At 66.0% G+C, this 14,627-nt stretch carries 15 protein-coding genes; 7 read left to right on the top strand and 8 right to left on the bottom strand.

Features of this window, described 5'->3' with window-relative positions; all coding sequences use genetic code 11:
• Nucleotides 1-120 precede the first annotated feature (120 nt).
• The 5 genes from ACZ9GM_RS12670 (at nt 121) to ACZ9GM_RS12650 (ending at nt 4,168) form a co-directional block, all read left to right on the top strand.
• Nucleotides 121-309 carry a hypothetical protein gene (locus tag ACZ9GM_RS12670; protein WP_291473439.1) on the top strand — a complete coding sequence of 63 codons (189 nt, stop codon included), beginning with the start codon at nt 121-123 and terminating at the stop codon, nt 307-309.
• A 606-nt stretch (nt 310-915) separates the two neighbouring features.
• Nucleotides 916-1,575, top strand: a complete 660-nt coding sequence (locus ACZ9GM_RS12665; RefSeq protein ID WP_291473440.1) for an RNA polymerase sigma factor — start codon at nt 916-918, stop codon at nt 1,573-1,575.
• A 26-nt stretch (nt 1,576-1,601) separates the two neighbouring features.
• Nucleotides 1,602-2,537: a thioredoxin-disulfide reductase gene (gene trxB / locus ACZ9GM_RS12660; protein WP_291473441.1), complete on the top strand. Its 936-nt coding sequence runs from the start codon at nt 1,602-1,604 to the stop codon at nt 2,535-2,537.
• A gap of 97 nt (nt 2,538-2,634) precedes the next feature.
• Nucleotides 2,635-2,958 carry a thioredoxin gene (trxA, locus tag ACZ9GM_RS12655; protein ID WP_291473442.1) on the top strand — a complete coding sequence of 108 codons (324 nt, stop codon included), beginning with the start codon at nt 2,635-2,637 and terminating at the stop codon, nt 2,956-2,958.
• A 31-nt stretch (nt 2,959-2,989) separates the two neighbouring features.
• Nucleotides 2,990-4,168, top strand: a complete 1,179-nt coding sequence (locus tag ACZ9GM_RS12650) for an N-acetylmuramoyl-L-alanine amidase (RefSeq protein ID WP_476038042.1) — start codon at nt 2,990-2,992, stop codon at nt 4,166-4,168.
• Nucleotides 4,169-4,177: 9 nt separating this feature from the next.
• On the opposite strand, the gene ACZ9GM_RS12645 is transcribed toward ACZ9GM_RS12650, so the two are convergent.
• The 8 genes from ACZ9GM_RS12645 to rpmH form a co-directional block, all read right to left on the bottom strand.
• Nucleotides 4,178-4,882, bottom strand: a complete 705-nt coding sequence (locus ACZ9GM_RS12645) for a hypothetical protein (protein WP_291473444.1) — start codon at nt 4,880-4,882, stop codon at nt 4,178-4,180.
• 49 nt (nt 4,883-4,931) lie between these two features.
• Entirely contained in the window at nt 4,932-6,104 is a 1,173-nt protein-coding gene (locus ACZ9GM_RS12640; protein ID WP_476038041.1) for a ParB/RepB/Spo0J family partition protein, read from the bottom strand.
• Nucleotides 6,101-7,045, bottom strand: a complete 945-nt coding sequence (locus tag ACZ9GM_RS12635) for a ParA family protein (protein ID WP_291473445.1) — start codon at nt 7,043-7,045, stop codon at nt 6,101-6,103. Before ACZ9GM_RS12635 ends, ACZ9GM_RS12640 begins: the two co-directional genes overlap by 4 nt.
• Before the next feature lie 182 nt (nt 7,046-7,227).
• Entirely contained in the window at nt 7,228-7,893 is a 666-nt protein-coding gene (gene rsmG, locus ACZ9GM_RS12630) for a 16S rRNA (guanine(527)-N(7))-methyltransferase RsmG (RefSeq protein ID WP_291473446.1), read from the bottom strand.
• An 86-nt stretch (nt 7,894-7,979) separates the two neighbouring features.
• Entirely contained in the window at nt 7,980-9,248 is a 1,269-nt protein-coding gene (yidC, locus tag ACZ9GM_RS12625) for a membrane protein insertase YidC (protein WP_291473447.1), read from the bottom strand.
• Nucleotides 9,249-9,320: 72 nt separating this feature from the next.
• Nucleotides 9,321-9,650 (bottom strand): membrane protein insertion efficiency factor YidD, encoded by a 330-nt coding sequence (yidD, locus tag ACZ9GM_RS12620; RefSeq protein ID WP_476038040.1) that lies wholly within the window; start codon nt 9,648-9,650, stop codon nt 9,321-9,323.
• Nucleotides 9,616-10,011: a ribonuclease P protein component gene (locus tag ACZ9GM_RS12615; RefSeq protein WP_291473448.1), complete on the bottom strand. Its 396-nt coding sequence runs from the start codon at nt 10,009-10,011 to the stop codon at nt 9,616-9,618. The genes yidD and ACZ9GM_RS12615 overlap by 35 nt, the downstream gene beginning before the upstream one ends.
• A 31-nt stretch (nt 10,012-10,042) precedes the next feature.
• On the bottom strand, nt 10,043-10,186 hold the full coding sequence (rpmH, locus tag ACZ9GM_RS12610) for a 50S ribosomal protein L34 (protein WP_014011503.1): 144 nt from the start codon (nt 10,184-10,186) through the stop codon (nt 10,043-10,045).
• A 767-nt stretch (nt 10,187-10,953) separates the two neighbouring features.
• Here rpmH and dnaA point away from each other — a divergent pair.
• Together dnaA and dnaN are read left to right on the top strand one after the other, a co-directional pair.
• Complete coding sequence (gene dnaA / locus ACZ9GM_RS12605) at nt 10,954-12,669, top strand: chromosomal replication initiator protein DnaA (RefSeq protein WP_476038039.1); 1,716 nt, start codon at nt 10,954-10,956, stop codon at nt 12,667-12,669.
• A gap of 751 nt (nt 12,670-13,420) precedes the next feature.
• Nucleotides 13,421-14,620 (top strand): DNA polymerase III subunit beta, encoded by a 1,200-nt coding sequence (gene dnaN / locus ACZ9GM_RS12600; protein WP_291474854.1) that lies wholly within the window; start codon nt 13,421-13,423, stop codon nt 14,618-14,620.
• Nucleotides 14,621-14,627: the final 7 nt, after the last annotated feature.

The following is a 14,627-nucleotide window of genomic DNA, read 5'->3' as shown; positions in this document are numbered from 1 at the left end:
GGGCAATGCCCCGGTCGCGACCATTCGGATATATAGTGGAGATGTTCGAATATGTGCCGTAGGACGTCCGCCCGGATGACAGACTGGGCCCGTTCCGCATCCGGCACGAGAGGAGCCCCCGTGACAGACACCACCACCCCTACCGACCGCTACCGCTACGCATTCCCCGACGCCTTCGCCGGCCTCACTGCGCGCCAGGCCGATATCCTGGCCGACACCCTCACTCTCGGAACACAGCGGGGCACGTCGGTGTCCACGGCGACCGCCCGTGATATCTCCGCGAAGATCCGCGGTCTGCTCGCCGACTGATCTGGCGCACAGATGATCGGTTAGGTGACACTGACTGGTTTCATGTGCGGCGGCCAGCCGTCAGTTCCGGATGCCGGGGAAGGATCCGGAGCTGCCCTCAGATCACACGACGACCACCGGGAATATCGGCGGTTCCTTTCGCGCATCCGGCGGATATGCATGTCATGGCGTTCCACTTCTCATGGCCCCCTCCGGTTTCACGTGAAACCGGAGAACTTCGGGAGTGCGCATGACGCATTCAGCGCCACCGCGCCACCGCTCAGACATACCCGTTTCACGTGAAACACCTGCTACACCGACACGTCCCTGCACCGATTCGAACCCATATACCAAATATGTGATTACATGGTTCGTATTCGTAGTTCTACACAACTGTGGCCGACGGGACCCTCCCGGACCTCCGACTGACCATTCGCGACACCTCGCGGTATCACTGCAGGCCATCCGGCCCACTGTGGACAACTCATCCACAGGACCGGGCGCCCCGGGCCCCATTTCCACCCTGATCGCGGAAAACCCCGCTACACTGCGACTCACGGATACTCCACCAGCTTGAACAGAAGCATGGGGCGGTGGAGACGGGGATATCACGAGGGGATAGCCACAGTGACCGCTGTACTTCCGGCACAGATGCCGGCAATTGACCAGACCATCACCGACCACGACAAGCTCACCGACGCACAGCTACTGCAACGTCACTGTGACGGTTGCAGACGGTCCTACCGGGTTCTCATCACCCGTCATGAACGACTACTGACATGGACTCTCCACCACCTGCGGATAGCGCCTGAGCACCACGCGGACATTCTGCAGGACGCACTACTGAAGGTTCACCGCCAGGCGGCGTCTTTCCGGGGGAACGGGGGAGCGGGGCCCTGGCTCCGCACCATACTCACCAACACCGCACTGACCCATCTGCGCGACACCGGGCGTCGCCGCGAAGAGGTCGATGCAGGGGACGACGGACTCCTCGACAGACTCCGCCACACCCCGGACACCCGGGTCATGGACGCCGGTCGCACCGTCCAACGCCTCGTTCTCGTCGAGGCGGTCAACACCCTGCATCCGGGCCTCCGCGAGACGGTCGTCCTGTCAGATCTGCACGGTCTGTCGATGGAGGACGTGTCCTCCCGCACCGGTGTGCCGGTCGGCACCGTGAAGTCACGGCTGAGCCGCGCACGCCGCCAGTTGCGTAACCATCTCACCACCGCCGGGCTGGTCCCGACGGTCCGGGTTTCGCCCACAGCGGACACGCGTACAGCGTGAGCCTGTGGGGTCTAAGATCGGACCCCATGAGCGAGCAGAACCCCACCCTCCACGACGTCATCATCATCGGCTCCGGCCCCGCCGGCTACACCGCCGCCGTTTACGCGGCCCGTGCCGAACTCAAGCCCCTCGTGTTCGAGGGCATGGACTTCGGCGGACTGCTGATGCAGACCACCGAGGTGGAGAACTTCCCGGGGTTCCCGGAGGGCATCATGGGCCCGGACCTCATGGAGAACATGCGCAACCAGGCCGAGCGTTTCGGTGCCGACCTGCGCATGGAGGACGTCGTGCGCGTCGAGCTCGAGGGTGAGGTCAAGAAGGTCTTCACCGAGGACGAGGAGTTCCACGCGAAGTCCGTCATCCTCGTCACCGGCGCCGCACCGCGCTACCTCGGCGTCCCCGGCGAAGAGGAGCTGCTGGGTCACGGTGTGTCCGCCTGCGCCACCTGCGACGGCTTCTTCTTCAAGGGCAAGCAGATCGCTGTCATCGGTGGCGGCGACTCCGCCATGGAGGAGGCCGATTTCCTCACCAAGTTCGGTGAGAAGGTCACGCTGATCCACCGCCGCGATGAGTTCCGTGCCTCCGCGATCATGGAGGAGCGTGCCCGCAACAACCCGAAGATCGACATGATCATGAACGCCACCGTCGACGAGGTGCTGGGGGAGGGGACTGTCCAGGCCCTGAAACTCCGGGACACCGTCACCGGTGAGACCCGTGAGATCCCGATGGACGCCATGTTCGTCGCCATCGGCCACGATCCCCGCACCACCGTCTTCGAGGGACAGGTCGAGCTCCAGGACAACGGCTACGTCAAGGTCGCGGAGCCCTCCACCGCCACCTCGCTGCCGGGTGTCTTCGCCGCCGGCGACCTGGTGGACCACCACTACCAGCAGGCCATCACCGCAGCCGGTTCGGGCTGCCGCGCCGCGCTCGATGCCGAGGCCTACCTCGCCGCACTCTGACTCTGTTCCGGTGACCGCGTCAATGCCCGGATAGCACCCTTCCACGGGTATTCTCGGGGTATCGTCTGTCACTCCCACAACCCCAGGAGGATCTCCCATGACAGAAGCCGTCACCGTCACCCAGGACACGTTCCGCTCTTCCGTCATCGACGCCGATCAGCCGGTCATCGTCGACTTCTGGGCCAGCTGGTGCGGGCCCTGCAAGCAGATGGAACCGGTCCTCCGTGACATCGCCGAAGAGTACGACGGCCGTGCGACCGTCGCCAAGGTCAACGTGGAGGAGGAGCGCCTGCTCGCCTCCATGTACCAGATCATGTCCATCCCGGCCCTGCTCGTCTTCGACGGCGGCAAGAAGGTCGCGGAGTTCCACGGCAAGCAGTCGAAGGCGCAGCTCACCGACGCGCTCGACTCGCTGGTCTGAGCAGCAGGGCATCGCAGCAGTGTACGGCGAAGTGTACAAACTGGGTGACAGCGGACCCCGCGTCGCCGAGGTCCGGGGCACCCTGGCACGTCTGGGTTTCATCGACGGGTTCTCCGGGGACGCCACCGGCGAGTCGAACCAGCGGTGGCGCCCCGAGGACGAGATCTTCGACGAGCAACTGGACTCCGCCCTCCGCGGCTTCCAGCAGCACCGCGGCATCGTCGCCGACGGTCACATCACCGACGGCACGCTCCGGGCGCTGCGCGAGGCGTCCTACTCCCTGGGGGCCCGCGTCCTGTCCCTGCAGAGTCCCGGCCACTTCCTGGTCGGTGACGATGTCGGCGAGCTCCAGGAGCACCTCCACGACCTGGGTTTCTTCACCTCCCGGGTCGACGGTCACTTCGGCCCGCTGACCCATGAGGCACTGGCGAACTACCAGCTCAACGCCGGACTGAATCCGGACGGCATCGTCGGTCCCGCCACACTGCGCTCGCTGTCCTACCTGGGGCGGCGCATCACCGGCGGGTCCCCGCAGGCGATCCGTGAACGCGAACAGATCCGCGCCGCCGGCCCCCAGCTCACCGGTAAGCGGGTCGTCCTCGACCCCGGCTTCGGTGGCAGGGACAACGGCAGCATCGTCCGCGGACCCTACGGGGACATCGCGGAGGAGGAGATCCTCTGGGATCTCGCCACCCGCACCGAGGGACGCATGATCGCCGCAGGTGTGGAGACCATCCTCTCCCGGCCGCGGACGGACAACCCGTCGAACATGGAGCGCGCGTCGATGGCCAACGCCTTCGGTGCGGACCTCATGATCTCCCTGCGCTGCGACTGGTACCCCAACGACAAGGCCAGCGGGGCGGCGTCGTTCTACTACGGCTCAGAGGCCGGGGCGTCCTCGATGACCGGTGAACGCCTGGCGGGCCTCATCCAGCGTGAGGTGACCGCGCGTACCCCGCTGGGCGACAACCGCCCCCACGGGCGTACCTGGGACGTGCTGCGCACGACGAAGATGCCGACCGTCCAGCTGGACGCCGGATACATCACCAACCCCGGTGACGTCGCCCTGCTGACCAATCCGGACACCCGTGACGCGATCGCCGAAGCCCTCGTCGTCGCTGTCAAGCGGCTCTACATGTTCGACAAGGACGTCGCGGAGACCGGCCAGTACTCCTTCTCCGAGCTGCTGGCCGAGGAGGGGCGCCTCTAGCGCCTTGCGCTAGCGTCCGCCGCCCAGCACCGTGGCCAGGGGACCACGGTCATTGAGCATCTCGTGGGCGTCATCCCCGAAGGCGGAGAACAGGTTGGATCCGGCGTTGAGGTCCTTGCGGTACCGGGGGAAGCGACGGTGCGGGCCGATGACGTAGAAGCCCTCCTGCTCGAGGATGTCCGCGGAGAGCACCGGGGCGGCCTCCAGCGCGTCGTCCGCGCCCTCAGGACGCTCCTCCCAGCCGTGGTAGCCCTCCGGGATGTACATGTCCATGGCCTCGCCCGAGTCATTGCGCCCGAAGGCCTCCACGGCTTTCACACCGCGGCGTTCGGCCTCGGTGAGGACCGTCTCGATGAGGCTGTGCTCCAGGTAGAGGCCCATGTAGGGCTGGTCGACGAAGACGGTGGAGATGAGCACCGCATCAGAGGACGCCGGGCCCGAGGGGAGTGCGGCGGCACCCGGGAAGTAACCCGAGGGCGCGAAGAAGACGGTGGCGGCGGGACGCTCCACCGATCCCTCGTCCCCGGTGGCGACATAGGCCGTGTAGCCGCAGATGCCCCAGCGGTGAAGGACGGACTGCATCCACATCTGCTTGTCGAACTCCGGGTCGTCCGGACGCGTTCCGACCGGCAGTTCCCAGAAGATGTCGCGGGACGCCTGCTCCTCGAGCTGGGAGCCCCCGTCATGGCTCAATGCGCTGTACCTGATCTCCACCCGTACTCCTCACCGGCCGTCTGGTTCAGCCGAAGTCTACCGTCTGGGACTAGTCCCGGGGCAGCTTCAGCAGGTCAGTGATCCTTTCGAAGTCATCGGAGTCGCCGAACTCGACCACGATCTTCCCCTTCTTCGCGCCCATCTGCACGGTGACGCGGGTGTCGAGCGCATCGGCCGCGGACGTCGCCCATTCACGGACCGCCTCGGGCTGTTCCCGGGGCTCCCGCTTCTTCGGCTTCTCCTCGGCACCGTCGCCACGGTTGAGGAGTACCACGGCCTCCTCGGTGGCGCGGACGCTGAGGCCTTCGGCGACGATGCGTCCGGCAAGGGCCTCCTGGGCCTCCGCCCCGGCCTTCACACCGAGAATGGCGCGGGCGTGACCGGCACTGAGGACGCCGGCGGCGACCTTGCGCTGCACCGGTACGGGCAACTGGAGCAGACGGATCATGTTGGTGATCAGTGGGCGGGACCGGCCGATCCGACGGGCCAGCTCCGCCTGGGAGACGTCGAACTCCTCCATCAGCTGCTGGTAGGCGCTCGCCTCTTCCAACGGGTTGAGCTGGACGCGGTGGATGTTCTCCAGCAGCGCGTCCCGCAGCATGTCCTGGTCATCGGTCTCCCGCACGATCGCGGGGATGACCTCGAGACCTGCGAGCTCGGTGGCGCGCAGGCGACGCTCACCCATGATGAGCTCGAAGGCGGTGTCGGAACCCTGGGGGAGGGGACGGACGACAATCGGCTGCAGCAGGCCGAACTCGCGGATGGAGTGGACCAGTTCGCCGAGCGCCTCCTCCTCGAAGACCTGACGCGGGTTCTTCGGGTTGGTGCGGATGTCCGACACCGGGATCTCGCGGTAGGTTGCACCGAACTCGTTGACGGCACCGGTGTCCGCAGTGCCGGCCGCATCAGCCGTCGCTGCGTCGGCAGCGTCCACGACGGCTTTCTCCACCTCCGGGGACCCGGAAGTTGTCACCGCGGCGGACACCAGGGCGTCCTTGGCGAGGCCGAGTGCGCCGAGCGCACCACCGGCAGCGGCCTTCTCGGAGGTGACCGACCGCGTCGACGGACCAAGGATCACGTCGGCGGCACCTTCGCCGAGCCGCGGCCCCGAGGGTGCGGTGGGAATCAGCGCGGACAGCCCACGTCCGAGACCACCGCGGTGGGTGTCCATCTTCGGCAGCTGCGGGTGTGCAGGCTTCTTCGCCTTCTTCTTCTCGGTCATGACCGCTCCGCCTCCAGTCGCAGCTCCGGCGCCACGCCGATCGGCGCAGTGCTTTCCGTCGGAAGATAGTCACCTCGGGCCGCGAACTCCACCGCGGCATCGAAATAGGCCATCGCACCGCGGGATCCCGGGTCGTACTGCAGTACCGTCTGGCTGTAGCCCGGCGCCTCGGAGACCTTCACACTGCGCGGGATGAGATTGTCCAGGACCACCGACCCGAAGTGGGTACGGACCTCGTCGGCGACCTGCTCGGCGAGCTTGGTGCGTGCGTCGTACATCGTCAGCAGTACCGCGGAGACGTGGATCTGCGGATTGAGATGCATCCGGATCATGTTGATGTTGCTCAGAAGCTGTCCCACGCCCTCCAGGGCGTAGTACTCGCACTGGATGGGGATCAGCACCTCGGTGGCGGTGTTCATCGCGTTGATGGTGAGCAGGCCGAGAGACGGCGGGCAGTCGATGAAGACGTAGTCGAAGCCGTACTCCTCGAGGAAGTCGTCGTTCAGGGCGTCATGCAGCCGGTACTCGCGGCGCACCATGGAGACCAGTTCGATCTCCGCGCCGGCGAGGTCGATCGTCGCGGGGATGCAGTAGAGGTTGGGGTTGGACTCGCTCTGCTGGATGGTCTCCTCGGCCTTGTTCTGCCCGATGAGCAGCTCGTAGCTGGAGGGGGTGCCCATCCGGTGCTCGGCGTTGCAGGCGGTGGAGGCGTTGCCCTGGGGGTCGAGGTCGACGACGAGGACCTTCATGCCGTGCAGCGCGAGAGTCCAGGCGAAATTCACGGTCGAGGTGGTCTTGCCGACGCCGCCCTTCTGGTTCGCCACGGTGATGAGGCGGGTGCGCTCAGGGCGGGGGAGAGACAGCTTCGAGGAGTTCTGGATGATCGACGCACGACGTGCAGCCTCTGCGATCGGGGTCTCGTCCCACTCAACTGGACTCATGGAGTTCCTATCTCTTAGGTCTGCGTCGCGTCTGCTGCCCACCGGTGACGTGTTTCACGTGAAACAAGGGCAGCGGTCCCCTCGGTTACCGCCCCCAGCCTAGTCCCACTCAGTCACCGCGACAACGGCAGCCGACGCACGAGAGCACCCCACCGTTTCACGTGAAACCGGTCAGCGAAGAGTCAGCGCAGCCGCTCGACCTCGGCGACGAAGGTGGGCTGATCGAGCACGCCTTCACCCACGGTGAGGACGCGTCCTTCAGAACCGCCGGCCTTGCGGATGTCCAGGGCGTCCCGCTGGAACTCCTCGGTGACGCTGGACCCCTTGAGGGCACGGACGAACCCACCCTTGCGCGCCAGCGGCAGGGACCAGCCCATCAGGCGCCCCACCGGAGCCACGGCGCGGGAGGTGACCACATCGGCACCACCGACCGCCGTCACGATGGCCTTCTCCTCGGCACGCCCCCGGTGCACCTCGACATTGTCCAGCCCCAGATCCTCGACGACTTCGCTGAGGAAGGTCGCCCGTCGCAGCAGCGGCTCGACGAGCTGGACGCGCAGATCCGGGCGCGCGATCGCCAGCGGGATTCCGGGCAGTCCGGCGCCTGACCCGACGTCCACCACGCGTGCCCCCTCCTCGATGACCTCACCGATCACCGCACTGTTCAGGATGTGGCGGTCCCAGAGCCGACCGACCTCGCGGGGTCCGATGAGACCACGGACCACCCCGGCATCCGCCAGCCACCCGGCATAGCGCACGGCGAGGTCGAGCCGGTCACCGAAGACGCGGGCGGCGTTCTCCGGAGCAGCGGGGGGAGTAGGAGAGGAAGGCTCAGTCACGCCGTCCATCCTAGCCGGTGGCCCCTCCGGACAGACGACACCCCCGGCAGCGACCTGAGTGGGTCGCCGGCCGGGGGTGTCTGGGGAGACGGAAGCTACTGCTGCTCGTCGCGGTACTGCTTCAGCACTGCGAGACGCTTCTGCTTCTTCGCCCGCTTCTTCGTCTCCGGGTTCTTCAGCTGGGTCTCTATCTCGTCGATCGTGGAGTCCAGCTTCTCGGGACTCATGGCGGCCGCCTCGGAGCGGTAGGTCTTCACCTGCTCCTCGGTCAGCGGTGGGCCGGCCGGGGCTGCCTGGGACTCAGCCTCAGTGAAGGGGTTCACCGGGGTGGTGGCGTCCTTGGCGTCCTTCTCATCCTCGGCGTGCTCGAGGACCGCGGTGGAGGTCGCCTGCGCCTGTGCCTGACCCTTCGGCTTCTTGCCGGGCTTGGGGGCGTTCGTCCGCTTCGCGGCGAGCTTCGCCTCCTTCTCCTCGGCCTCCTCCCGGTCCATCTTGCGGTAGACCAGGATCTGCTGGCAGAAGGTCCAGGTGGTGTTGGTCAGCATGTAGACCGCGAGGCCGACGTGCCAGAAGTACGCACCGAGCAGGGACAGCACCGGCATGACCCAGACCATGAGCTTCTGCATCATGGCCATCTGGTTCTCCATCATGTCCTGCTGAGGAGTGCTGGCGCCCTTCTTCTTCGTCTTCGCCTGCTCCGCCTTCTTGCGGGCCTGGCGGGCCAGCGAGTGCTTCGCGTTGAAGTGCATGATGACCGCGGCGATGAGCATCATCGGAATGACCACGAAGGCGATGTTCGCCCGGGTGAAGTCCACCGAACCGTCATCGGTGAAGGCGCCGAAGGAATCCGTCGGCATGGAGATGTAGGAGGACAGCGGCGCACCGAAGAGACGGGCGTCCAGGAAGGACTGGACCTCGTCGACACCGAAGCCGTAGTTCGCGGTGTTACGCGTCTCCTCGATGGACATCCCCAGCTGGCCGGTACCGGTACCGGTGCGGTTGAACGAGCGCAGCACGTGGAACAGGCCGATGAAGATCGGGATCTGCACCAGCATCGGCAGACAGGACGCCAGCGGGTTGACGCCCATCTCCTTCTGCAGCTTGCGCATCTCCAGCGCCTGCTGCTGCTGGTCCTTGGCGTACTTGCGCTTGATCTCCTGCATCCGCGGCTGCATCTCCTGCATCTTGCGGCCGGAGCGGAGCTGCTTGATCATCGGCTTCAGCAGCAGCAGACGCAGCGTGACCACCAGGAAGATGATCGACAGGGCCCACGTGACGCCGGAGTCCGGGTCGAGGATGAGGCCCCAGGCCTTATGCCAGAACCAGAGCACCCATGAGATGGGGTAGTAGATGAAATTGAGCACTGCTTGTGGACTCTCCTTGCGTGGACGAGCTGGTTGTCTGCGGACGCCGGGGATGCGGCGGAGGGTATGGTGCTACCGCCGGTGACGCCGACTCCCCGCAGGCGGGACAGGGTCCCATCCGCCGGGGTGCCAGGGGCCGCATTTCGCCAGCCGCGCGGCGCTCAGGACAAAACCCTTCACCACTCCGAACCGGGCGAAGGCGGTGAGGGCGTAGGCGCTGCACGACGGCGTGAAACGGCACGACGGCCCCAGTTTAAGGGGTGAAAGGTAGTTCTGGTAACCGAGGATCATCCGCCGGAGGACGCGGGCCCGCCCGGTGGACACGTCGCCGGGGGCGGGGCCGTCAGCCTGACCGTCTCCCCGACCGTCAGCCGAGGAGGCGGCGGAGTGCGTGTCGCACATCCCGCTCCAGCTCCCCGGAGGTCGCGGTCGCGGCGGCCGGGAGGGCGCGCAGCACGATCGACAGGTCAGGACGCAGCGTCTTCGCCAGGTCCTCGTCAACGAGGACGCGGCCGGCGGTATGACGCAGGCGTCGGGAAACGGCGTGCCTGGTGACGGCGTTTCCCACCGCCTTGGAGACGACCAGGCCGACGCGCGGCCCCCCCACGGTCACGGGTGCAGCGGTCGGGCGTCCGGCACCGGGCCCCTCGAACTGCCCCTCATACACGTACACCACCGCAGTGCGACTTCCCTTTTTCCTGCCTCGGCGGACCGTCTCCCCGAACAGGGAGGTGGACCGGAGGCGGTGTTCTTCGGGAAGCACTGCGGTGGTGTGACTTCGTACCGCGCGATAGTTACGCGGTGAGGGACTTACGGCCCTTGCTGCGGCGCGCGGAGACGATGGCGCGGCCGGCGCGGGTGCGCATACGGGTACGGAAGCCGTGCTTGTGGGCACGACGGCGGTTGTTCGGCTGGAAAGTACGCTTGCCCTTGGCCACGGTACTCACTCCTTGTTCTGTCGTCCGCGCTCGGCGTTCCAGGGCGGGGCACCGGCCCCAGTGAGGGGAGAGGACGCCGCGTTCCGGTCGCCGACCGCGGTTCATGCGGTCATTGTTGGTGTGGCCGACGGCGACGGGGGAGACCCGTGCAGTGCCGACCGTCCGCCCCAGTAGTTCCGGGCGGGGGAGTATCGGGAGCGTCGGACAGGGTCCGTCGTTCAGTGACACTCAGAGACGATGGCCAATTTACAGGCTTGACCTCGCTGTGCAAAATCTGACACGCATCACAACCTTGTCATTTATCCACCGGGGCAGGGGGATGGTCCGGACACCGGTGGGACAGGCTCACAGCTGGCTCGCAGACTTCCCCGTGCAGGTCAGGCTTTTGCGTCACCAGCTCACAACGGTGGAACCCACAACCTGTGGACAACTTTTTCCGCCCCCGAACCGTAAAGGTGTAGTTTAGGGCGCATAAACGCAGGTCAGAGAGTTTTCCACAGTCATCTTGGGGTTGTCCACAACGGTGGAGTAGCCTGTTGACAACAACACGGGAAAAGTTATCCACAGGTGTGCACAAACCTGTGGATGCGCAGGCCACACCAGTGCCGGGTTATCCACATCCCGGTGGGTTTCTGTCCGGTGAACCTCTGGTGTCCCCTGTGTATCAACGCGGCGTCCGGAGCGTGTTCCACGCGCCGGGTACTCTTGCATTCTCTGCTCTCCGCTCTCCTGATCTGCCCGCCCTGCAATGAAAGGACCCGCCCACGATGACCACAGCCGAGGACTTTCCCACCGTCTGGGCGAACCTCGTCACACGGTGGGTCACGTCGGACGCCGCGTCCGCCGAGTTCCCCGAGGTCACACCCCGTTCCCGGTCCCTGCTCCAGCAGCTTGACCCGGTCGTCCTGGTCAACGGGATCGCCGTACTCACCGCACCGTCGAAGTGGGTACGTACGGAAACGGAGAAGAAGCTCAGCGCACACATCAGTGAGGTCCTCGAGCGCGAGATCGGTGTGCCGGTCACTCTCTCCCTCAGTGTGAAGGAACTCGCCGCCGAGGCTCCCGCGGAAAATGCGCCGGCTGCGGCGACCGCTGCAACCACTGCAACCGCCCGACCCGCGGATCCGCCGGCCCGGACACCCGAAGCCGTCGAGGCTGCCGGGTCCGTCGAGTCCGTCGAGGAACCGCGCCGTCCCTCCCAGTTCGGTGACCTCCCCTCCGTCCCCCCGGGGCCCGTGCACACCCCGGATCTCTGGGAGAACCTGGACGACGCCGCCTTCCCGCACCCCGAGCTCGGGGAGAAACCGCAGGTCACCCAGACCGCCCCCGCCCCCGCCGCCTACGCGGAACCCGCCCAGGTCGCGGAACCGGTCACGGTGACCGCCGGCGTCCCCGTGACGACCGCCGCCACCGCCCCGGCCGCTGCCGCGACCCACGCCGACGACGAGAACCGGCTCAACCCGAAGTACACCTTCGACACCTTCGTCACCGGCCCGTCGAACCAGTTCCCCGCCGCGGCCTGCCGGGCCGTCGCCGAGAATCCGGGCAAGGCCTACAATCCGCTGTTCATCTACGGCCAGCCGGGACTTGGCAAGACACACCTGCTGCACGCTATCGGGCATTACGCCCGGGAGCTCAAACCGGAGATCCGGGTGCGCTACGTCTCCAGTGAAGAGATGACCAACGAGTTCATCAACGCGATTCAGGGTGGTCCGCTCGCACTGGACCAGTTCAAGCGGAACTACCGCAACCTCGACCTCCTTATTGTCGACGACATCCAGTTCCTGCAGGGCAAGGAGTCGACCCAGGAGGAGTTCTTCCACACCTTCAACGCCCTCTACCAGGCGAACCACCAGATCGTACTGTCCTCCGACCGCCCGCCCTCCCAGTTGACGACGCTGGAGGACCGGCTGCGTACCCGCTTCGAGGGCGGGCTCACCACCGACGTGAAGACGCCTGACCTGGAGACCAGGATGGCGATTCTCGCCAAGAAGTCCCTGCTCAACGGGGCAGAGGTACCGCGCGACGTCCTGGAGTTCATCGCCAGCCGCAACGAGTCCTCCATCCGTGAGCTCGAAGGCGCGCTGACCCGGGTGGTGGCCTACTGTTCCATGACCGGTGAGCCGATCACCATCGCCGCAGCCGAGGTCGTGGTGAAGGACATCCTTCCGCAGGACGTCACGATCACCCCGGAAATGGTCATAGAGGTCATCGCCGACCACTTCACGGTGTCGATCGACCAGCTCACCGGCCCGTCGAAGGTCCGCAAGATCGTGACCGCCCGACAGTTCGGCATGTTCCTCACCCGTGAGTACTGCGAGATGTCGACGACGAAGATCGGTGAGGTCTACGGCGGACGTGACCACACCACGGTGATGCACGCGGAGAAGAAGATGCGCACCGCCATCCAGGAGAACACCGCCATCTTCGAGCAGTTCCAGGAGCTGACGCAGAAGATCAAGTCCCGCGCGCGCCAGCGCTGACGGGGGACACAAGGAGACGCGACCGGTGGGGAACCGGTCGCCGGGGGACAACTCAGACCGGTATCCACATTCTCCACAGGGTTATCCACATCGATGTAATTACAAGAATGTGAGTAGGCTCCCGCCTGCACTGTTCAGGCGTCCGACCCCGGATCCGGACCCTGGCAGTCCACCGCCCGTGGATAACTCCACAGCGCCTGTGGACAAATTACAAGAATGTGTTTCCCCAGGAGACCGACTCCGACGATCGAACACCAGAATCTGCATTTCTGCAGGTCACAGTGGTGCACTAGATGTGGATAAATCACCGTCTCCCCGTGCATGGCCCGGTGGACACGCGGTGTACACCGGCACCAGCACCCGAGTTATCCACAGTTCCGTGGAGTTATCCACAGGGTCGGCCACCGGTGACTCCACACGACAGCAACCGCCCCGAACTGCCCGGATTCCCGGTTGTCCACAGCATCCACACCCCCTACTGCTACGACTGGCGATCTACATGAAGTCCTTCAAGAGAAAAAGGTGGTGGGGACAAGCCAGCTCCATCGTCCGGGTCCGACGGAGCCTCCGGCCCACAACGTAAGGCAGAGACAGAAGAAGACCGGACGGGCCTCGCGGGAGTCCACCACTGTGGACTACTCTGGGGGCACACAACGGGCCCGTGAACCCGTGCCGGGAGCGCCGGGGAACCCGGACGGCGCCGGTGTTCGAATGATGTTCGAATGAATGACCTGCAGAAAGGTACGAACGAGTGACCACCGATCAGCTGGGGGACCAGCAGTCCGTCAGCTTCACCGTGGCCAAGGACGACTTCTCCTCGGCACTCGCCTGGGTGGCCCGCAGCCTCCCGAGCAAGGCCTCGCAGCCGATCCTGCGTGGTGTGCTCATCGAGGCGACCGAGGACGGGCTCCAGCTCTCCGGTTTCGACCGGGAGGTCTCCACCAAGGTCCGCGTCTCCGCGGACGTCGCCGAACCCGGCCGGATCCTCGTGGCCGGTCGTCTGGCGTCCAACATCATCGGTGCCCTCCCGGACAAGCCGGTGCGTATCGACTACGACGGCACCAAGGTGCTCGTCAACTGCGGCAGCTCCCACTTCGAGCTGCCGGCGATGACCATCGACGATTACCCGGTCCTCCCGGAGTTCCCGTCGACCGCCGGTTCCCTCGACCCGGATCTCTTCGCCGAGGTCATCAGTCAGGTCGCCGTCGCCGCCGGTCGGGACGACACCCTGCCGATGCTGACCGGTATCCGGATGGAGATCGACGGCGAACATGTCGTTCTCGCCGCCACCGACCGCTTCCGGCTCGCGGTGCGCACCGTCGACTGGGCTCCCGCCCGTGCCGACATCTCCGCCGAACTGCTCATCCCGGCCCGCACCCTGGCCGACACGGCACGCTCGCTGGACTCCAACGGTGAGCCTGTTGAGATCGCCCTCGACACGGACGCCGCATCCGGTGGCAGCCGGCTGCTCGGCATCGCCACCGACGACCGTCGTTCCACGACCCGGCTCATCGACGCGGACTTCCCGAAGTTCCGCCCGCTGCTGCCGAAGCAGAACACCGCCCTGGCCACAGTGGAGATCGCCCCGCTGCTGGACGCGATCCGCCGTGTCTCCCTGGTCACCGAGGGTAATTCCCAGATCCGGATGGCCTTCGAGGAGGGCGGGCTGACTATCTCCGGCGGCGGCAGTGACATCGGTGTCGCCGAGGAGCAGCTGCCCTGCGCCTTCGTCGGCGAACCGCTGGTCATCGCCTTCAACCCGGGCTACCTCAAGGACGGTCTCGGTGTGATCCACACCGACCGTGTCGTCTTCGGCTTCACCCAGCCGTCCCGACCGGCGATCCTGTTCCCCGAGCCCGAGGACCTGCCTGAGGCAGGCCCGGACGGCGCCTTCCCGACCCCGGAGACCCCGTTCACCTACCTGCTGATGCCGGTCCGCCTCCCGGGCTAGATCCGTC

The sequence above is a fragment of the Corynebacterium sp. UD i78 genome, from assembly GCF_056280545.1.
This window is presented reverse-complemented; position numbering and strand designations above follow the sequence as displayed.